This window comes from Pseudomonas sp. GYB4201 (assembly GCF_056312595.1).
The window spans coordinates 60,665-80,121 of the sequence record NZ_JBWGIG010000011.1 but is presented as its reverse complement, the minus strand read 5'-3'; the positions used below and the strand labels follow the sequence as shown (position 1 = coordinate 80,121).

Annotated in this window: 17 protein-coding genes and 5 tRNA genes; 15 read left to right on the top strand and 7 right to left on the bottom strand. The window is 63.7% G+C overall.

What is annotated here, in order from left to right; all coding sequences use genetic code 11:
- The first annotated feature begins 163 nt into the window (after nt 1–163).
- Nucleotides 164–1,828 (top strand): DEAD/DEAH box helicase, encoded by a 1,665-nt coding sequence (locus AC0Z2B_RS12800; protein WP_473005826.1) that lies wholly within the window; start codon nt 164–166, stop codon nt 1,826–1,828.
- 584 nt (nt 1,829–2,412) lie between these two features.
- Here the strand turns inward: AC0Z2B_RS12800 and AC0Z2B_RS12795 are convergent.
- Nucleotides 2,413–3,180: a DODA-type extradiol aromatic ring-opening family dioxygenase gene (locus AC0Z2B_RS12795; RefSeq protein ID WP_416423114.1), complete on the bottom strand. Its 768-nt coding sequence runs from the start codon at nt 3,178–3,180 to the stop codon at nt 2,413–2,415.
- A 102-nt stretch (nt 3,181–3,282) separates the two neighbouring features.
- On the opposite strand from AC0Z2B_RS12795, the gene AC0Z2B_RS12790 reads away from it, so the two are divergent.
- A complete protein-coding gene (locus tag AC0Z2B_RS12790; RefSeq protein ID WP_476297031.1) occupies nt 3,283–3,936 on the top strand; it encodes a thiopurine S-methyltransferase in 654 nt (217 codons plus the stop codon).
- Between the two features lie 105 nt (nt 3,937–4,041).
- On the opposite strand, the gene htpX is transcribed toward AC0Z2B_RS12790, so the two are convergent.
- Together htpX and AC0Z2B_RS12780 are read right to left on the bottom strand one after the other, a co-directional pair.
- The gene (gene htpX / locus AC0Z2B_RS12785; RefSeq protein ID WP_416423116.1) at nt 4,042–4,929 is read right to left on the bottom strand and encodes a protease HtpX; all 888 of its coding nucleotides are present in this window, start codon (nt 4,927–4,929) and stop codon (nt 4,042–4,044) included.
- A gap of 261 nt (nt 4,930–5,190) precedes the next feature.
- On the bottom strand, nt 5,191–6,402 hold the full coding sequence (locus tag AC0Z2B_RS12780; protein WP_416423117.1) for a pyridoxal phosphate-dependent aminotransferase: 1,212 nt from the start codon (nt 6,400–6,402) through the stop codon (nt 5,191–5,193).
- 167 nt (nt 6,403–6,569) lie between these two features.
- Here AC0Z2B_RS12780 and msrB point away from each other — a divergent pair, with 167 nt between their 5' ends.
- From msrB to AC0Z2B_RS12765, 3 genes are all read left to right on the top strand, one after another.
- A complete protein-coding gene (msrB, locus tag AC0Z2B_RS12775) occupies nt 6,570–6,965 on the top strand; it encodes a peptide-methionine (R)-S-oxide reductase MsrB (RefSeq protein WP_416423118.1) in 396 nt (131 codons plus the stop codon).
- 154 nt (nt 6,966–7,119) lie between these two features.
- Nucleotides 7,120–7,605: a glutathione peroxidase gene (locus AC0Z2B_RS12770; RefSeq protein WP_416423119.1), complete on the top strand. Its 486-nt coding sequence runs from the start codon at nt 7,120–7,122 to the stop codon at nt 7,603–7,605.
- The gene (locus AC0Z2B_RS12765; protein ID WP_476297028.1) at nt 7,602–8,048 is read left to right on the top strand and encodes a MarR family winged helix-turn-helix transcriptional regulator; all 447 of its coding nucleotides are present in this window, start codon (nt 7,602–7,604) and stop codon (nt 8,046–8,048) included. Before AC0Z2B_RS12770 ends, AC0Z2B_RS12765 begins: the two co-directional genes overlap by 4 nt.
- Here the strand turns inward: AC0Z2B_RS12765 and AC0Z2B_RS12760 are convergent.
- A complete protein-coding gene (locus AC0Z2B_RS12760; protein ID WP_476297026.1) occupies nt 8,032–10,353 on the bottom strand; it encodes a hybrid sensor histidine kinase/response regulator in 2,322 nt (773 codons plus the stop codon). The two genes, AC0Z2B_RS12765 and AC0Z2B_RS12760, sit on opposite strands and share 17 nt — an antisense overlap.
- Nucleotides 10,354–10,488: 135 nt before the next feature.
- On the opposite strand from AC0Z2B_RS12760, the gene AC0Z2B_RS12755 reads away from it, so the two are divergent.
- On the top strand, nt 10,489–11,379 hold the full coding sequence (locus tag AC0Z2B_RS12755) for an ATP-binding protein (protein WP_476297024.1): 891 nt from the start codon (nt 10,489–10,491) through the stop codon (nt 11,377–11,379).
- Nucleotides 11,376–11,858 carry a GAF domain-containing protein gene (locus tag AC0Z2B_RS12750; protein ID WP_476297023.1) on the top strand — a complete coding sequence of 161 codons (483 nt, stop codon included), beginning with the start codon at nt 11,376–11,378 and terminating at the stop codon, nt 11,856–11,858. Before AC0Z2B_RS12755 ends, AC0Z2B_RS12750 begins: the two co-directional genes overlap by 4 nt.
- Before the next feature lie 76 nt (nt 11,859–11,934).
- On the opposite strand, the gene AC0Z2B_RS12745 is transcribed toward AC0Z2B_RS12750, so the two are convergent.
- Complete coding sequence (locus AC0Z2B_RS12745) at nt 11,935–12,699, bottom strand: hypothetical protein (protein WP_476297022.1); 765 nt, start codon at nt 12,697–12,699, stop codon at nt 11,935–11,937.
- A gap of 253 nt (nt 12,700–12,952) precedes the next feature.
- Between AC0Z2B_RS12745 and AC0Z2B_RS12740 the strand changes: the two genes are divergently transcribed.
- The 5 genes from AC0Z2B_RS12740 to AC0Z2B_RS12720 all read left to right on the top strand — a co-directional run bounded on the left by AC0Z2B_RS12740 (nt 12,953) and on the right by AC0Z2B_RS12720 (nt 13,760).
- Nucleotides 12,953–13,028 (top strand) — tRNA-Glu (locus AC0Z2B_RS12740).
- Between the two features lie 2 nt (nt 13,029–13,030).
- Nucleotides 13,031–13,106 (top strand) — tRNA-Gly (locus AC0Z2B_RS12735).
- Nucleotides 13,107–13,210: 104 nt separating this feature from the next.
- Nucleotides 13,211–13,286 (top strand) — tRNA-Glu (locus AC0Z2B_RS12730).
- Between the two features lie 3 nt (nt 13,287–13,289).
- Nucleotides 13,290–13,365: transfer RNA gene (locus tag AC0Z2B_RS12725), tRNA-Gly, on the top strand.
- Between the two features lie 319 nt (nt 13,366–13,684).
- A tRNA-Gly gene (locus tag AC0Z2B_RS12720) sits at nt 13,685–13,760 on the top strand.
- A 115-nt stretch (nt 13,761–13,875) separates the two neighbouring features.
- On the opposite strand, the gene AC0Z2B_RS12715 is transcribed toward AC0Z2B_RS12720, so the two are convergent.
- Entirely contained in the window at nt 13,876–14,289 is a 414-nt protein-coding gene (locus AC0Z2B_RS12715; RefSeq protein WP_416423125.1) for a PA2817 family protein, read from the bottom strand.
- Between the two features lie 59 nt (nt 14,290–14,348).
- Complete coding sequence (locus AC0Z2B_RS12710; RefSeq protein ID WP_476297020.1) at nt 14,349–16,796, bottom strand: acyl-CoA dehydrogenase; 2,448 nt, start codon at nt 16,794–16,796, stop codon at nt 14,349–14,351.
- Between the two features lie 183 nt (nt 16,797–16,979).
- Here AC0Z2B_RS12710 and AC0Z2B_RS12705 point away from each other — a divergent pair, with 183 nt between their 5' ends.
- The 3 genes from AC0Z2B_RS12705 (at nt 16,980) to AC0Z2B_RS12695 (ending at nt 19,455) form a co-directional block, all read left to right on the top strand.
- Complete coding sequence (locus AC0Z2B_RS12705; RefSeq protein ID WP_476297018.1) at nt 16,980–17,603, top strand: glutathione S-transferase; 624 nt, start codon at nt 16,980–16,982, stop codon at nt 17,601–17,603.
- Nucleotides 17,604–17,746: 143 nt separating this feature from the next.
- On the top strand, nt 17,747–18,679 hold the full coding sequence (locus AC0Z2B_RS12700; RefSeq protein ID WP_416423128.1) for an ABC transporter ATP-binding protein: 933 nt from the start codon (nt 17,747–17,749) through the stop codon (nt 18,677–18,679).
- Nucleotides 18,676–19,455, top strand: a complete 780-nt coding sequence (locus AC0Z2B_RS12695) for an ABC transporter permease (RefSeq protein ID WP_416423129.1) — start codon at nt 18,676–18,678, stop codon at nt 19,453–19,455. Before AC0Z2B_RS12700 ends, AC0Z2B_RS12695 begins: the two co-directional genes overlap by 4 nt.
- Nucleotides 19,456–19,457: the final 2 nt, after the last annotated feature.

Here is a 19,457-nt window from a genome sequence, read left to right as displayed (position 1 = left end):
GACTGCACGTCCGTTCCGCGGACTCTTCCTAACGTTTCTTTTTTTTCATTCAATCGTTTTCGCAAATCCCCGCCGACAAAGCTGCCAGGGTGACTCTCGAGTCTTACAAGGCATGCGCAGCTTTGGAGCATGGGTCTTTGCGGATGCACTTAGAGGCAGACCCATGACCCAGGAAACCGGCGGCTTCGCCGCTCTCGGACTTAACCCGAACATTGTTGCAGCCGTCATCGCGACTGGCTACGAAGAGCCGTCGGCTATTCAGCAGCAATCGATCCCAATCATCCTGGAAGGTCATGACATGATCGGCCAGGCGCAGACTGGTACCGGTAAAACCGCTGCCTTCGCACTGCCGATTCTGAATCGCATCGACCCGAGCAAGCGCGAGCCGCAAGCCCTGATCCTGGCGCCAACCCGTGAGTTGGCGCTGCAAGTAGCCACTGCATTCGAAACCTACGCCAAGCAGATGCCTGGCGTAACCGTAGTGGCCGTGTATGGCGGTGCCCCGATGGGCCCGCAACTGAAAGCTATCCGCAACGGCGCGCAAATCGTCGTGGCAACCCCTGGCCGTCTGTGCGACCACCTGCGTCGTGACGAGAAGGTCCTGGCCACCGTGAACCACCTGGTTCTCGACGAAGCCGACGAAATGCTCAAGCTGGGCTTCATGGACGACCTGGAAGTCATCTTCAAGGCCATGCCCGAGTCGCGTCAGACCGTACTGTTCTCGGCTACCCTGCCGCAGTCGATCCGCGCAATCGCCGAGCGTCACCTGAAAGACCCGAAACACGTCAAGATCCAGAGCAAGACCCAGACCGTTACCGCGATCGAGCAGGCTCACCTGCTGGTTCACGCTGACCAGAAGACTTCCGCTGTCCTGCGCCTGCTGGAAGTGGAAGAGTTCGACGCCCTGATCGCCTTCGTGCGTACCAAGCAAGCCACCCTGGACCTGGCCAGCGCCCTTGAAGCCAAAGGCTACAAGGCTGCCGCCCTGAACGGCGACATTGCCCAGAACCAGCGTGAGCGCGTCATCGACTCGCTGAAGGATGGCCGCCTGGACATCGTCGTCGCTACCGACGTCGCTGCCCGTGGCCTGGACGTACCGCGCATCACTCACGTGTTCAACGTCGACATGCCGTACGACCCGGAGTCCTACGTTCACCGTATCGGCCGTACTGGCCGTGCCGGTCGCGAAGGCCGTGCCCTGCTGCTGGTCACCCCGCGTGAGCGCCGCATGCTGCAGGTTATCGAGCGTGTAACTGGTCAGAAGGTTGCCGAAGTTCGCCTGCCGAACGCCCAGGCTGTGCTTGATGCCCGCATCAAGAAGCTGACCAACGGCCTGGCGCCGCTGGTTGCCGACGCAGAAGCCACTCATGGCGACCTGCTGGACCGCCTGACCGCTGACATCGGCTGCACTCCACGTGCCCTGGCCGCTGCCCTGCTGCGCAAGGCCACCAATGGCCAGGCGCTGACCCTGGAAGCGGTAGAGCGCGAGCAGCCACTGGTGCCGACCAGCGCGCCGCGTGAGCGTACCGGTGGTGACCGTCCTGAGCGTGGTGACCGCGAGCGTCGCGCGCCAATGCCGCTGGGCGAAGGCCGTGCACGCTGCCGTACTGCCCTGGGTGCTCGCGACGGTATCGCCGCGAAGAACCTGCTGGGCGCTATCCTCAACGAAGGCGGCCTGGCCCGCGAAGCGATCGGCCGTATCCAGGTACGCGACAGCTTCAGCCTGGTCGAGCTGCCTGAGGAAGGCCTGGAGAAGCTGCTGGCCAAGCTCAAGGACACTCGCGTTGCCGGCAAGCAGCTGAAGCTGCGTCGTTATCGCGAAGACTGATCCTGCCTTGCGGCTGATCTGAAATGAAAAATCCCCGGCCTGGTGCCGGGGATTTTTTTTTGCCTGTGGTTGGAGTGGGACGCGGCCTGCGGCCGCTGCTACAGCGTTTGCCTGAAACCATGATGCCGTAGCAGCTGCCGCAGGCTGCGTCTTGCATGCGCGGTGGGTCAGGCTCACTGCGGCGCCCATGACGCGGCCTGCGGCCGCTGCTACAGCGTTTGCCTGAAACCATGATGCCGTAGCAGCTGCCGCAGGCTGCGTCTTGCATGCGCGGCGGGTCAGGCTCACCGCGGCGCCCATGACGCGGCCTGCGGCCGCTGCTACAGCGTTTGCCTGAAACCATGATGCCGTAGCAGCTGCCGCAGGCTGCGTCTTGCATGCGCAGTGGGTCAGGCTCACTGCGGCGCCCATGACGCGGCCTGCGGCCGCTGCTACAGCGTTTGCCTGAAACCATGATGACGTAGCAGCTGCCGCAGGCTGCGTCTTGCATGCGCGGTGGGTCAGGCTCACTGCGGCGCCCATGACGCGGCCTGCGGCCGCTGCTACAGAGGCCCTGTGTAGCAGCTGCCGCCAGGCGGCGTCTGTCAATCGAAGCGGTAGATGTCCATGCCCAGCGCGCCCAGGGTCCACCCTGCGTGGGCGAGGCCGAAGGTGTCGCCAGCGCCGCGGGCGAAGTACAGCGGCAGCAGGTGCTCGTCGCTGGGGTGGTTCTTCGCGGCGAAGGGCGCTTGCTGGCGGTAGTCGAACAGCGCGGCCTGGTCGTCGGCCTGCAGTTTTTCCAGCATCCAGTCGCGGAAGGCCTTGGCCCACGGCGTGGCGCTTTCCGGGCCGGCGTGCCAGTCCAGTTCGCGCAGGTTGTGGGTGATGCTGCCCGAGCCGATCAGCAGCACGCCTTCGCCGCGCAAGCCGGCCAGGGCCTGGCCCACCAGGTGTTGCAGTTGCGGCCCGAGGCGGCTGGGCAGCGACACCTGCACCACCGGAATGTCGGCCGCTGGGTACATCAGCGACAACGGCACCCAGGCACCGTGGTCGAACGGCCGCTGTGGGTCCAGGCGCGCCGGCAGGCCGGCGTCGGTCAGGCGCTGGGCAATGTCGGCGGCCAGGGCGGGTTCGCCGGGGGCGGGGTATTGCACGGCAAACAGCTCGGGCGGAAAGCCGCCGAAGTCGTGCCAGGTTTCCGGGGCCGGGCTGCTGGCCACCAGCAGCTCGCGGCTTTCCCAGTGCGCCGACACCACCACGATGGCTTTTGGGCGCGGCAGTTCGGCGGCCAGCCTGGCCAGTGCCGGGCCGCTGGCGCCGGGCTGCAGGGCGAGCATGGGCGAACCGTGGGAGATGAACAGGCTGGGCAGCATGATTGAAGTCCTGAGCGTTGAGATGGGATTATCATCGGCCAGTGATTGATCTAAATCTAATATAAGTTTTAGTGCCGTTTGATCGAATTGATGGGGTAAAGCATGCAGGCTGATTTTTGGCAGGAGCGCTGGCAGCGCAACCAGATCGGTTTTCACCAGGCGCAGGTCAATCCGTACCTGCAGCGCCATTGGCCGGCCCTGGGCGTAGCGCCTGGCGCCCAGGTGCTGGTGCCCTTGTGCGGCAAGAGCCTGGACCTGGCGTGGCTGGCGGGGCAGGGTGTGCGGGTGCTGGGCGTGGAGCTGGCGGAGAAGGCCGTGCAGGCGTTTTTCCATGAGCAGCAGCTGCTGCCCCAAGTACACGCGGAGGGCGCGTTCACGCGCTACCAGGCGGGTGATGTGCAGCTGTGGTGCGGGGATTTCTTCGCGCTGACGGCGCAGGACGTGGCCGGTTGTACGGCGCTGTACGACCGCGCGGCCCTGATTGCCTTGCCGCCGGACATGCGTCGCCGCTACGTGCAGCACCTGACGGCGATTCTGCCCAAAGGCTGCGCGGGGCTGCTGGTGACGCTGGATTACGACCAGGACGTGCTCCCCGGGCCGCCGTTCGCGGTGCCGGATGATGAAGTGCAGGCGTTGTGGGGCGGCCAGTGGCAGGTCGAGCAGCTGGAGTGCCGGGACATTCTGGGTGAGGGCGGCAAGTTCGCCGATGCCGGCGCCCAGCGCCTGCACGAGCGCGCTTACCACCTCACCTCGTAGCCGCTGCCGCAGGCTGCGCTGGCCCTTGTGTACGCTGGAGATCTCCAGTGTGGCTCAGGGCCAGCGTAGCCTACGGCAGCGGCTACAGGTGGTGTTGCGCCTCCATCAACCGCGGCGGCGCAACGCCTCGATGCGGTCTTCCAGCGGCGGGTGGCTCATGAACAGGCCAGCCAGGCCGTGCTTGAGGCCACCGTTGATGCCGAAGGCGGTCAGGGTGTCCGGCATGTGCACCGGCACGCCCTGTTCCGAGCGCAGGCGCTGCAGGGCGCCGATCATTGCCCCGGTGCCCGCCAGGCGAGCACCGGCCTCGTCGGCGCGGAACTCGCGCTTGCGCGAGAACCACATGACGATGACGCTGGCCAGGATGCCCAGCACCAGTTCGGCGAAGATGGTCGCGATGTAGTAGGCCATGCCCTGGCCTTCCTCGTTCTTGAAGATGACCTTGTCGACGAAGTTGCCGATGATGCGCGCGAAGAACATCACGAAGGTGTTCACCACGCCCTGCACCAGCGCCAGGGTGACCATGTCGCCGTTGGCCACGTGGCCGATCTCGTGGGCCAGCACCGCTTTCACCTCGTCGGGCGAGAAGCGCTCCAGCAGGCCCTGGCTGACCGCCACCAGGGCGTCGTTCTTGTTCCAGCCGGTGGCGAAGGCGTTGGCCTCGTAGGCCGGGAAGATACCCACCTCGGGCATCTTGATGCCGGCTTCGCGGGACAGCTGTTCAACGGTCGCCAGCAGCCACTGTTCGTGGCGGGTGCGTGGCTGGCTGATGATTTGCGTGCTGGTGCTCATTTTCGCCATCCACTTGGAGATGAACAGCGAGAACAGCGAGCCGGCGAAGCCGAACACGGCGCAGAAGACCAGCAGTTGTTTGAGGTTCAGATCCACGCCGTTGGCTGCCATGAACCCGTTGAAGCCAAAAAGGCTCAGGGTGATGCTGGCAATCAGCACGACCGCAAGGTTGGTGGCTAGGAACAGCAAGATGCGCATCATGGTTGTTACGTACTCCTGACGGAAGAAATTGTCGCGTTGACGGGTATATAAGGGGAGGGCCCCGGCGATTCAACAACGCGACTATTTCAAACTGTGTCACAACCATGATTCTAGACAGCAGGGCGCTACCGCCGTGGGGTGGCGGGATCAGTGGTTGTTCGGAGAAGTGTTACCAAATGCGTAGCAGCTGCCGCCAGGCTGCGTCAGGGCTCCACGCGGTGGCCTGACGCAGCCTGGCGGCAGCTGCTACGGGGAGGGGAGTTACTGCTTGTAGTTCTTCAGGAAGCCGCCGATGCGGCCGATGGCCTGTTCCAGGTCGTCCACGCGCGGCAGGGTGACCACGCGGAAGTGGTCAGGCCATGGCCAGTTGAACGCGGTGCCCTGCACCACCAGCAGTTTTTCCGACAGCAGCAGGTCCAACACGAACTTCTCGTCGTTGTGGATCGGGCACACCTTCGGGTCGATGCGCGGGAACGCGTACAGCGCGCCCATGGGCTTCACGCAGCTCACGCCAGGGATGTCGTTGAGCAGTTCCCAGGTGCGGTTGCGCTGCTCCAGCAGGCGGCCGTTGGGCAGTACCAGGTCGTTGATGCTCTGGTAGCCGCCCAGGGCGGTCTGAATGGCGTGCTGGCTTGGCACGTTGGCACACAGGCGCATGTTGGCCAGGATGTCGATGCCTTCAATGTAGCTCTGGGCGTTGTGCTTGGGCCCGGAGATGGCGATCCAGCCCGAACGGAAGCCGGCCACGCGGTACGACTTGGACAGGCCGTTGAAGGTCAGGCACAGCAGGTCCGGGGCCAGGGAGGCGGTGCACACGTGCACGGCGTCGTCGTAGAGGATCTTGTCGTAGATCTCGTCGGAGAACACCACCAGGTTGTGCTGGCGGGCGATTTCCAGCATGCCCAGCAGCACTTCCTTCGAATACACGGCGCCGGTGGGGTTGTTCGGGTTGATGATCACCATGGCCTTGGTGTTAGGGGTGATCTTGGCCTTGATGTCGTCCAGGTCAGGCCACCAGTTGGCCTGCTCGTCGCACAGGTAGTGCACGGCGTGGCCGCCGGCCAGGCTCACCGAGGCGGTCCACAGCGGGTAATCGGGCGCCGGTACCAGCACCTCGTCGCCGTTGTTGAGCAGGGCCTGCAGGGCCATCACGATCAGCTCGGAGACGCCGTTGCCCAGGTAGATGTCCTCGATGCCGATGCCTTCCACCTGCTTCTGCTGGTAGTACTGCATCACGGCCTTGCGCGCGCTGAACAGGCCCTTGGAGTCGCTGTAGCCTTGGGCGGTGGGCAGGTTGCGGATCACGTCCTGGAGGATTTCGTCCGGCGCCTCGAAGCCAAACGGCGCCGGGTTGCCGATGTTCAGCTTGAGGATGCGGTGGCCTTCCTCCTCCAGGCGTTTGGCGTGCTTGAGCACCGGCCCGCGAATGTCATAGCAGACGTTGGCGAGCTTGTTCGATTTGCTGACCTGCATGATGGAATCCCAAGGAAAAAAAGTGCCGCGAGATGGCGCGGTGAAAATGAAATTGAATGCGCCTGGCGTGGGTGACAGACTGGGGTCTGAACAAGGCGCAATCATACGTGCCACCCGATCCCCGGAAAAGGGACAGATCGGGGTTTTTCAGCTGCCGAGGTAACCCGATGACCAAGTTCACCAAGACCGAGGAAGAATGGAAGGCGATGCTCGACCCCGAGCAATACAACGTCTGCCGCCTCAAGGCCACCGAGCGCCCCTTCACGGGCAAGTACAACAGCACCAAGACCGATGGCGTGTACCATTGCGTGTGCTGTAATGCCGCACTGTTCGATTCGACCACCAAGTTCGATTCCGGTTGCGGCTGGCCGAGCTTCTACGCGCCGATCGAAGACAGTGCGATGATCGAGATCCGTGATACCAGCCACGGCATGATCCGCACCGAAGTCACCTGCGCGACCTGTGACGCCCACCTGGGCCACGTGTTCCCCGACGGCCCGCCGCCGACCGGCCTGCGCTACTGCATCAACTCGGTGTGCCTGGACCTGGTACCCCGCGAGTAACCCCCGCCCGTAGCAGCGGCCAAAGGCCGCGTCCCCAGGCGCCGCGCATTACTGGCCAGGACGCGGCCTGTGGCCGCTGCTACGGGGTGTTATTTAAATTGTGTGCAATTGAATTGCACGCTATGGTTATCCTTCCACCCACGGAGGACCTGCCATGAGCGACGCCCTGCTGAACATTCCTTGCGCCACCATCACCGGTGAGCAGAAAACCCTGGCCGATTTCGCCGGCAAGGCCATCCTGGTGGTCAACACCGCCAGCAAGTGCGGCTTCACCCCGCAATACAAGGGGCTGGAGCAGCTGTGGCAGGACTACAAGGACCAGGGCCTGGTGGTGCTGGGCTTTCCTTGCAACCAGTTCGGCAAGCAGGAGCCTGGCAGTGAAGACCAGATCTCGCAGTTCTGCGAGCTGAACTTCGGCGTTACCTTTCCTTTATTCAAGAAGATCGACGTCAATGGCGCCCACGCCCACCCGCTGTTCGTGCAGTTGAAAAAGCGCGCGCCGGGGCTGCTGGGGTCCCAGGGCATCAAGTGGAACTTCACCAAGTTCCTGATCGGCAAGGACGGCAAGCTGGTCAAGCGCTTCGGCCCCACCACCAAGCCCCAGGAGCTGGACGGCGAGATCCAAGCGTTGCTGAAATGACCGGCCTGCTGCTGGACGACCAGTTGTGCTTCAAACTGTACGCCGCCTCCCGCGCCGTGACCCGTGGCTACAAGCCGATGCTCGACGCCTTGGGCCTCACCTACCCGCAGTACCTGGCCATGCTGGTGCTGTGGGAGTGGCACGCCAGCGCGCCGGAACAGCCCACGGTGAAGGCCCTCGGCGAGCGGCTGATGCTGGATTCAGGCACCCTCACGCCGTTGCTCAAGCGCATCGAACAGCTGGGCCTGGTGGTGCGCCGCCGTGCCGTGCTCGACGAACGTGAAGTGCACCTGGGCCTGACCGATCAAGGCCTGGCGCTGCGCGGCCAGGCCGCTGCGTTGCGCGAGCGGCTGATCTGCGCCAGTGGCCTGGACCTCAACCAGTTGCAGCCCTTGCAGCAGGGGCTCGAGCACCTGCTGGCGCAGCTCACGGCGCGAGGTTGAGCGGTATCCAGTGGTCGATCAGGGTGATCAGCTCTTCGCGACGGAACGGCTTGGCCAGGTAATCGCTCATGCCCGCCGCACGGCAGCGCTCGCGCTCCTCGGGCATGGCGTTGGCGGTCAGCGCCACGATGGGCAGCTGCGGCCAGCGTCCGCTCTGGCGAATGCGCCGGCTGGCCTCGTAGCCGTCCATCACCGGCATGTTGCAGTCCATCAGCACCAGGTCGTATTCCTTGTCTTCCAGCGCCGCCAGGGCCTCGCCGCCGTGGGCGGCCACCGTCACCTCGCAGCCCAGCTTGCTGAGCATGCCCTTGGCCACCAGCTGGTTCACCGGGTTGTCCTCCACCAGCAAAATGCGCGCGCGGCGGGGCGGTGCCTCGCCGCGCTCCAGCGCCAGTTGCTGGCTGGGCTCGTCACCCAGCAGGGTGCGCCGCAGGGTCTGGTACAGCGCGTTGCGCGCCAGTGGCCGGGCCTGTTGTTGCAGCGGGCTGAGGGCCGTGGCCTGTTCGCTGGGGAGGAAATTGCCGTAGGCGGTCACCAGCAGGATCGGCGCGGTAATGGCCGGGCGCAGGCCGAACAGGCAGTCCAGGCAGTCGGTAATCAGCAGGTCGGGGTTCAGGCCTTCCAGCGGCGCGTCGGTGCTCAGCCGCTGGTAGTCCAGGCCCCAGCCGGGCAGCAGGCTCTGCAGCAGTTCGGCGAGGCCGCTGCTGGCCGGGCTGATGGCAATGACCTTGCCCTTCAATAAAGGTGGGGCGACGGCCGGCGTATGGGTCAGCAGTGGCAGGTCGGCGCTGAAGCGGCTGCCGAAACCGGCCTCGGAGCTGATGCTCAGGCGCCCCTGCATGGCCTCGCACAGGTTGTTGGTCAGCGCCAGGCCCAGGCCGGTGCCGCCGTACTGGCGGGTGATGCCAGCGCCGGCCTGGGTGAACGGCTGGAAGATCTTGACCTGGGCTTCCTGGGGAATGCCGATGCCGGTGTCGCACACCTCGATGCTGACGCCACCGGGGTAGGTGCTCAGGCGCACGTCCACGCGGCCGAAGCGAGTGAACTTCAGGGCGTTGGACAGCAGGTTGCTGACGATCTGCCGCACGCGGGTCGGGTCGCCCAGCACCATGGCGGGGAACCGGGGGTCGATCAGGCAGGCCAGCTCGACGCTGGGCGCAGCGTTCTGCGACAGCAGGTTGGCGGTGTCTTCCACCAGCGCGCCGAGGTCGAAGGGAATGCGCTCCAGCTCCAGCTGGCCGGCGTCGAATTTCGACAGGTCGAGAATGTCGTTCAGCAGTTCCACCAGCACCTTGCCCGAGTCATGGGCGATGGACAGCTGCTGGCGCTGCTCGGCGTTCAGCGGGCTGTCCAGCGACAGCGCGATCATGCCCAGCAGGCCGTTGAGCGGGGTGCGGATCTCGTGGCTCATGTTGGCCAGGAACGCTGCCCGGGCCTGGGCCATTTCCATGGCGGTGCGCCGGGCGTTCTCCAGCTCTTCGTTGGACAGGCTCAGGCGGATGTTGCTGGCCTTGAGCTCGGTGGTGCGCGCCGAAACGATATTTTCCAGCTCGGCCAGGTAGTCGGTGAGGCGGTTTTCGGCCGTGCGCCGCTGCTGGATCTCGGTGCTCATGCTGACGAACTGCTGGTTGGCCGCGCGCACCAGCACGCCGATTTCATCGTTCTCGTGGCCGGGCGGGTAGTCGAGCTTGGTGGGCTTGGCCGCGTGGGGGTTGGAGTTGCTCAGGGCACTGATCACCCGCACCAGCGGCTTGGTCAGCATGGTGTAGAACAGCGCCAGCATGATGGCCGCCAGCAGCAGGCTGCGCAGGAAGCCGGAAAACAGGGTGATCTCGGCGCGGCGCAGGAAGCGCGTGCCGAAGGCCAGGGTGTCGACGTCCAGGTGCAGGGTGCCCAGGCGCTCGGTGGGCATGTGGCTAAGGAACAGGGCATCGTCGTAGGTACGGCGCTCGCCGAACAGGAAGTCGCTGACGAAGCGGTAGCGGCTTTCCAGGCGCGGCCGGTTGACATTGGCCAGCACGGTATCGTTGTTATCGGACAGGCGTGCGCCGACAATCGATTCGGAATGCAGCAGCCCTGCGGCCAGTTCCTTGGCCAGCTCGGCGTCGATGTTGTAGGCGATGCGTGAAGCGGGGTTGTGGCTGATCTCGAGCAGCGAGACCATTTCGCGGTTGATGGCCGCGTCGACGTTGGCATAATCGATGCCGATCTGCACAATGCTCAGCAATGTCCCGATAATGAAACCGACCACTACTGTCAGTCGAGCCTGCTTGTATGACAGTCTGTGGGTGAACTTTATATCCATATATACCGGGCCAAGGGTTCGTTCCGTGCGCGCTGGGCAAGCATAGCTGATGTCGTGTCCTTATCGGCGCTGTGATTTCAGTATATCGACAGTGTTCGCGCGCGTTTTACTGTGAAAATGTGCAAAGGAGAAGTCATGGATTCGCGTCTGGAGGCATTCCTGCAACGCGCCGAATCGGTGCTGGCGCGCCTGGAGCCGTTATTGCCCGCCGTGCGCCCGGCGCTCGACTGGGACCAATGCCTGGCCGCGCGCTGGCAGCGCGACGGCCGCACGGGCTACCTGCTGCCGTTGCAGGTCAGCCTGAGCACGCGGCTCACCGACCTGATCGGCGTGGACCGCCAGCGCGACCAGCTGGGCGGCAATACCCGCCAGTTCCTCCAGGGCTTGCCGGCCAACCACGCCTTGCTGTGGGGCTCGCGGGGCACCGGCAAATCGTCGCTGGTGCGCGCGCTGCTGGCCGAATACGCCGGGCAGGGGCTGCGGCTGATCGAAATCGAGCGCGACCATTTGGCCGACCTGCCACGCGTGGTGGAGCAACTGGCGGGCCTGCCCCAGCGCTTCGTGCTGTTCTGCGACGATTTGTCCTTCGAGGCGGGGGAGGGTGATTACCGTATCCTCAAGAGCGTGCTCGACGGCTCATTGGAATCGGCACCGGACAACGTGCTGCTGTACGCTACCTCCAACCGCCGGCATCTGGTGCCGGAGAAGGAAAGCGACAACGCCCACTGGCAGAACGTCGATGGCGAGATCCACCCCAGCGAGGCGGTGGAAGACAAGATCGCCCTGTCGGACCGGTTTGGCCTGTGGCTGTCGTTCTATCCATTCAGCCAGGAGCATTATCTCAACGTGGTCGAGCACTGGATCGGCGAATTCGCCCGCCAGGCCGGCCTGCAGTGGCAGCGCACCGCGGAGCTGGACATCCTGGCGGCACGCTGGGCCACCGGCCGTGGCAACCGCAACGGCCGCTGCGCCTATCAATTTGCCCGTTACTGGGTAGGTCTCACATTACTGGAGCAACCGCAATGATCGATTTGAACAGCACCGGCCAGGGCCTCGAAGGCTACGCGATGCTGACCGCGCAACTGGAATCGCTGCTCGCCGACGAGCGCGACTTCATTGCCAATGCCTCGCAGTTCTCGGCGTTCCTCTACAACTATGTGGACGACCTGAACTGGGCCGGCTTCTATATCAACCGCAATGAAGAGCTGGTGCTGGGGCCGTTCCAGGGCCAGGTGGCCTGCGTGCGCATTCCGTTCAGCAAGGGCGTGTGTGGCGCCGCGGCGGCCACCCGCCAGACCCAGCGCGTGGAGGACGTGCACGCGTTCCCCGGCCATATCGCCTGCGACAGTGCCTCGAACAGTGAGCTGGTGATTCCGCTGGTAAAGGATGGCCGCCTGATTGGCGTATTGGACCTGGACAGCCCCCAGCTGGCACGCTTCAGCGAAGCGGACCAGGCGGGGATGGAAAGGATGGTGGAGATTTTCCTGCGTTCCACCGATTGCTGATTCGGTGACGCAACCCCTGTAGCAGCTGCCGAAGGCGGCGTCGGCAGCGACGCGGCCGTGGGGCCGCTGCTACAGGTCAATCGTAGATGACTTTCTTCTTCCACTCGGGCTCGACTTCCTTCAGGCCCTCGGTCAATTCGTTGTGGTCGTCTTCGCTCGGTGCATTGCTGTCCAGCACCAGGGCGTTGGCCCGCGCCAGCAATTTCTCCATGTACTTGAGCTGTTCCTGGTAAACCGCCGGCTCCGGCTGCTTGCGCAGGTACTGGGCGCCGCGCTCGAAGGCCAGGCGCGCCTGGCCCGGTTGTTCGGCCTGCAGTGCCGCCTGCCCCAGGTTGTTGAAGAACTCGATGTGCAGCAGCACCAATATATGACGAATCTCGCGGATCCAGTGCTTGGCCTCGTTGGCCGGCAGGAAGCCGTCCTGGGCCGCGCGGGTCACCTGGGCGTGCAGGGCTTCGAGCAGAAAGCGCACGTCCTTGGCCTTGACCTCGGTCTGGATAGGGATAGGTGCATTCTTTACCGCAATGCCTTCGCCCTTGGCGATTTCCGCTTCCAGCTCCACCAGGCGCGCCTTGATGGCGGCGTTGCCCTTGTCCTGGGCCAGGATGCGTTGGTTGAGGTTGAGTTCCAGGCGGGTCAGCAGCAGCTTCAATGCCGGCGTCATGAATTGCCCGGGGAAGGTCTCGGTGATCTCGCCACAGCGGCGCAAGCGGTCGGCCAGCTCATGCTTGAGCTTGGTCTTCTCCAGCTTGTTGGTCTCCACCACGTTATTGAGATAACCGATGGCGATCAATGCAACGATCCCCGCTACTATAATCAGGGTGATCATGAGTGGTGTCACCGTGTAAGCCTCGTCAGATTGTCGTCCATTTGAGTGTAGTGGCTAAGCCACGGCCCGGATAGAGGCTATCGCCCGAAGGCCGCCACGCCGGGCCGGTGAACGCCGCTCCCGGTCAGGCTATCGGCAGGGAAGTCATTGATTTAAATAAATTTATCATTGGGGGTTGACGACTTCCCAAACCACCCCTAGAATGCGCGCCACTTGCAGCGTAAAGCACACAGCGAAACGCAGCAGGGAGTGAATGTTGTAGCGTGTCCCCTTCGTCTAGTGGCCTAGGACACCGCCCTTTCACGGCGGTAACAGGGGTTCGAGTCCCCTAGGGGACGCCAATGCGGGAATAGCTCAGTTGGTAGAGCACGACCTTGCCAAGGTCGGGGTCGCGAGTTCGAGTCTCGTTTCCCGCTCCATTTTTAAACAGCTTCGCTTTCGGGCGGGGTTGAGTGAAACCAGAACCAAGCCTCAGGGTGCGGATCTGGGCACCGAAACACACACCATGTGTTCCGGGCAGCGTGTCCCCTTCGTCTAGTGGCCTAGGACACCGCCCTTTCACGGCGGTAACAGGGGTTCGAGTCCCCTAGGGGACGCCATTTGCGGGAATAGCTCAGTTGGTAGAGCACGACCTTGCCAAGGTCGGGGTCGCGAGTTCGAGTCTCGTTTCCCGCTCCATATTCATCAAGAACGCCGCTCATTGAGCGGCGTTTTTGTTTGTGCGAAAACAATAGTCATTGTTATGGGGGCGGACCGTAGCAGCTGCCGAAGGCTGCGTCCCGGGCGCGGACGGTGAACCTGACGCGGCCGAGACGCAGCCTTCGGCAGCTGCTACGGGGGCTTTTCACCGGCTATTTCGCTAACCCTGTGAAAAAAAACGATTTTTTTGAAAAAAGTGCTTGCCAAGATCTTCAAATAGCTTCAAAATCTGCCCCATCGAAACGCTGATGAACATCAACGGTTCGAACAAGATGGCTGATACACAAAGTTGTCTTCTGCGGGAATAGCTCAGTTGGTAGAGCACGACCTTGCCAAGGTCGGGGTCGCGAGTTCGAGTCTCGTTTCCCGCTCCAAATTAAATCAAGAACGCCGCTCACTGAGCGGCGTTTTTGTTTGCCTCGAGAAAATATCGCCGTCGCAGGCAAAAAAAAGCCGCTCATCGAGCGGCTTTTTCGTGAGCGGTGGCAATCAGTGCTTGCTGCTGTCCTGCAGCGACAGGGCCAGCAATTGCTTCTCCTGGTTCCAGTCGAACGGTTCCTCGTTCTCCTCCGCTTCGAAGCGGCGCTCTTCCAGGGCCTGGTACAGGTCGATCTCTTCGTCGGGCATGTAGTGCAGGCAGTCGCCGCCGAAGAACCACAGCAGGTCGCGGGGGATCAGGTGGGCGATCTGCGGGTAGCGCTGGATGATCTGGCACATCAGGTCCTGGCCCAGGTAGGCGCTGGCGACCGGATCGATAGGCAGTTCCATGCGCAGTTCGTCATAGCGCTCCAGGAACAGGGCGTGGCTTTCGTCGGGTACCTGTTCGGCTTCACCCAGGGCGACCAGGATGCCGCGCAGGTGATCGAGCAGCACAAGCTGGTGGTCGATGTAGGGGGTGGCCATGTTGAAGGTCCTCTTGGGTAAAACGGGCGCGGGAGTATACGCGCCCGGGAGGAGGTGTGTCATCGAACCAGGCCGTCGCCCGGCTTGAGTTGCGCCTTGTCGAAGTCGTCCACGTCGATAACCTTGCGCCGCGCGGCTTCGGCCTGGCGCAGGGTCTCGGCTTCGCCTGCCTGCAGCACGCCTGCCTGCAGGGCAGCGTCTATCAGGGTTTCTTCCGGGGCGGGGGTGAACTGGCCGGCCTTGTAGGCGGTGTGCAGTTTTTTCTGCAGGGGGTGGCTGGCGGCCAGCAGATCGCAGGCCGTCTGCAACGCGGCTACCGGGTCGCCTTCGGCGGTAGGGCGGTAGCAACCCGCCAGCAGTTCTTCCAGCGCCGGGTCACCCTTGGCGCGGCCGATCACTTCGGCTACTTCGGCGTCCAGGCGGTCGGAAGGCCCGGTGGGGCGGCGGCCGAACGGGAACACCACCACGCGCAGCAGGCAGCCGAGCACCCGGCTGGGGAAGTTCTTCAGTAGCTCATCCAGCGCGCGCTCGGCCTGGCCCAGGCTTTCTTCCATGGCCCAGTGCAACAGTGGTTGCAGGTATTCCGGCGAGCCTTGGTCGTGGTAGCGCTTGAGCGCCGCCGAGCCCAGGTAGAGATTGCTGAGCACGTCGCCCAGGCGCGCCGACAGGCGTTCGCGGCGTTTGAGCTCGCCGCCCAGCAGCATCATGCTCAGGTCGGCCAGCAGGGCGAATGCGGCGGCCTGGCGGTTCAGCGCGCGGAAATAGCCCTGGCTGATGGCGTCGCCGGGGGCGTGTTCGAAATGCCCCAGGCCCAGGTTGAGCACCCAGGTGCTGGCGGCATTGCCGATGGCGAAGCCGATGTGCTTGAGCAGCAGGGCGTCGAACTCCACCAGTGCCTGGGCCTTGTCTTCGCGGGCGGCCAGGGCCATTTCCTTGAGCACGAAGGGGTGGCAGCGAATGGCGCCCTGGCCGAAGATCATCAGGTTGCGCGAAAGGATGTTGGCGCCTTCCACGGTGATGAAGATAGGCGCCCCTTGCCAGTTGCGGCCCAGGTAGTTGTTGGGCCCCATGATGATGCCCTTGCCGCCGTGCACGTCCATGGCGTGGCTGATGCACTCGCGGCCACGCTCGGTGAGGTGGTACTTGAGGATCGCCGACAATACCGAGGGTTTTTCCCCAAGATCCACGGCGTTGGCGGTGAGCATGCGCGCCGCGTCCATCAGCCAGGCGTTGCCGCCGATGCGCGCCATGGCGGCCTGGATGCCTTCGAAAGCAGCCAACGGCACGTTGAACTGCTCGCGCACCTGGGTGTACTGGCCGGTGACCAGGCTGGTGTACTTGGCCGCACCGGTGCCCACCGCCGGCAGCGAGATGGAACGGCCCACCGACAGGCAGTTCATCAGCATCATCCAGCCCTTGCCGAGCATGGCCTGGCCGCCGATCAGGTAGTCCAGCGGCACGAACACGTCCTTGCCGGCGTTGGGGCCGTTCATGAAGGCGGCGCCCAGGGGCAGGTGGCGGCGGCCGATGGTCACGCCGGGGGTATCGGTGGGAATCAACGCCAGGGTGATGCCCAGGTCGGTTTCCTCACCCAGCAGGTGGTCGGGGTCGTGGGCCTTGAAGGCCAAACCCAGCAGGGTCGCGACCGGCCCCAGCGTGATGTAACGCTTTTCCCAGTTCAGGCGCAGGCCGATGACTTCCTCGCCCTGCCATTGCCCTTTGCAGATGACCCCGGTGTCAGGCATGGCGCCGGCGTCGGAGCCGGCCAGTGGGCCGGTGAGGGCGAAGCAGGGGATGTCGTCACCGCGGGCCAGGCGCGGCAGGTAATGGTTGCGTTGTTCGTCGGTGCCGTAGTGCAGCAGCAGTTCGGCCGGGCCCAGGGAGTTGGGGACCATGACCGTGGACGCCAGGTCGCCGCTGCGGGTGGCCAGTTTCATCGCCACCTGGGAGTGGGCGTAGGCGGAGAAGCCCTTGCCGCCGTACTCCTTGGGAATGATCAGGGCGAAGAAGCCGTGTTCCTTTATATGCGCCCAGGCTTCGGGCGGCAGGTCGAGGTCCTGGCCGATCTGCCAGTCGCTGACCATGGCACACAGCGCTTCGGTAGGGCCGTCGATGAAGGCCTGTTCCTCGGCGGTCAGTTGCGCCTTGGGGTAGCCCAGCAAGGTATGCCAGTCGGGGCGACCGCTGAACAGCTGGCCGTCCCACCACACGGTGCCGGCGTCGATGGCTTCGCGCTCGGTCTGCGACATGGGCGGCAGCGTGCGCTGGAACCAATTGAACAGCGGGGCGGTGAACAGCTTGCGGCGCAGGTCGGGCAACAGCAGGGGCAGGGCGCTGGCAATGAGCAGCACCCAGAATATCGCCAGCAGCCAGCCCGGCGCGTGGCTGAACATGCCCATGGCCAGCAGGTACACGGCAATGATGCCCAGGGCAGGCAGGGGCGCCACGCGCCGATGGAACAGCCAGGCCTTGCCGATGACCAGTACCACGATCCACAACAACAGCATATTCAGTCCTCCATGATGACGGGGCGGCGCACTGAGGAAGCGTAGACCGCTTGCCAGACTAGTGACCCCCGCATTGCCGGGGAGTTCGTTGCCAGCTGTTGCCGCCACGGGGTGGAAAAAATCATGGGGGGCGCTCGCCGACCGGTAGTAGACTCCTCGGACTATTCAGCCGGGAGACACAGAATGCTCAAGGTGTGGGGACGCAAGAACTCGTCCAACGTGCGCAAGGTGCTGTGGTGCGCAGAAGAATTGCAGCTGCCGTACCAGGCCATCGATGCCGGCGGTGCGTTTGGCCTGGTCAACGAGGCGCAGTACCGCAGCAAGAACCCCAACGGCCGGGTGCCGATGATCGAGGATGGGGCGCTGGTGCTGTGGGAGTCCAACGCCATCGTTCGCTACCTGTGCGCGCAGTATGGCGGTGAATCGACGTGGTTCAACGCCGATCCCGCCGCGCGCGCCAGCGCCGACAAGTGGATGGACTGGACCACCTCGACCCTGGCAGACCCCTTCAAGCCGCTGTTCTGGGGCGTGCTGCGCACCCCTGCCGAGCAGCAGGACTGGGTGCAGATCAACGCCGCGTTCAAGGCCGTGGTCGAGGTGCTGGCCGTGGCGAACGAGGCGCTGGCGCAGCAGCCCTACCTGTCGGGCAGCGAAGTGGGCATGGGCGACATACCCCTGGGCTGCTTCATCTATGCCTGGTTCGAGATGCCCATCGAACGGCCGCCCATGCCGCACCTGGAAGCCTGGTACGAGCGCCTGAAACAGCGCCCGGCCTACCGCAAGGCGGTGATGACCGCGTTGACCTGATAAGTATTATCGATGTTGATCACTGTACATGTGCGCCGCGTGCTAGCACCATTGGTCATGCCCGCCGCACCTTGTGACGGTGATCGGCGTCTTTATTAAGGTTTATCGACCCTTCCTTTCTTTTTTCGGTGCATGGTTCAACTATGAGTTCTGCTCTGTCCATCCGGCAGCTGACCAAGACCTACGGCAACGGTTTCCAGGCCCTCAAGGGCATTGACCTGGACGTGGCCGAAGGCGACTTCTTCGCCTTGCTGGGCCCCAACGGCGCTGGCAAGTCCACCACCATCGGCATTCTCTCCACCCTGGTGAACAAGACCAGTGGCACGGTGAATATCTTCGGCCACGACCTGGATCGCGACCCGGCGGCGCTCAAGCGCAGCATCGGCGTGGTGCCCCAGGAGTTCAACTTCAACCAGTTCGAGAAGACCTTCGACATCGTCGTGACCCAGGCGGGCTACTACGGCATCCCGCCGCGCATCGCCAAGGAACGCTCGGAGCAATACCTGACCCAGTTGGGCCTGTGGGACAAACGCGACGTGCCCTCGCGGTCGCTGTCGGGCGGCATGAAGCGCCGGCTGATGATCGCCCGCGCACTCATCCACAACCCGCGCCTGCTGATTCTCGACGAACCCACCGCGGGCGTGGATATCGAGCTGCGCCGGTCGATGTGGAGCTTCCTCACCGAGCTGAACCAGCAGGGCACCACCATCATCCTCACCACGCATTACCTGGAAGAGGCCGAGCAGCTGTGCCGCAACATCGGCATCATCGACCACGGCACCATCGTCGAGAACACCAGCATGCGCAACCTGCTGGGCAAGCTGCACGTGGAGACCTTCCTGCTGGACCTCAAGGCCGACCTGGCCGAGGCGCCCGTGCTCGAGGGTTACCCTTGCCGGTTGATTGACCCGCACACCCTGGAGGTGCAGGTGGACAAGGAAGTGGGCATTACCGCGCTGTTCGGCCAGCTGGCCTTGAAACACATCGAGGTGCTGAGCCTGCGCAACAAAACCAACCGGCTGGAGGAGCTGTTCGTGTCCCTGGTGGAGAAAAACCTGGCGAAGGTGGCCGTATGAGTTTCGAAGTCAAAGCCAACTGGGTCGCGCTGAACACCATCGTCTACCGCGAGGTGCGCCGTTTCATGCGCATCTGGCCGCAGACCCTGCTGCCCCCGGCCATCACTATGGTCCTGTATTTCGTGATCTTCGGTAACCTGATCGGCCGACAGATCGGCGGCATGGGTGGCTTCACCTACATGGAGTACATCGTGCCGGGGCTGATCATGATGTCGGTGATCACCAACTCCTATGGCAACGTGGTGTCGAGCTTCTTCGGCAGCAAGTTCCAGCGCTCCATCGAGGAGCTGATGGTGTCGCCGGTGTCGCCGCACATCATTCTGACCGGCTACGTGATCGGTGGCGTGCTGCGCGGGTTGATGGTGGGCATCATCGTCACCCTGCTGTCGCTGTTCTTCACCCACCTGCAGGTGCACCACCTGGGCATCACCCTATTGGTGGTGATCCTGACGGCGACGATTTTCTCGCTGCTGGGCTTCATCAACGCAGTGTTTGCGCGCAACTTCGATGATATTTCCATCATCCCGACCTTCGTGCTGACGCCGCTGACCTACCTGGGCGGGGTGTTCTACTCCATTACCCTGCTGCCGCCGTTCTGGCAGACCGTGTCGCTGGTGAACCCGGTGCTGCACATGGTCAACGCCTTCCGCTACGGCATCCTGGGCGTGTCGGACATTCGTATCAGCATCGCGGTGGCGTTCATGCTGGTGGCCACGGTGGTGTTGTACATTGGTTGCGCACGCTTGCTGGTGAGCGGCCGCGGCATGCGCAGTTAAGC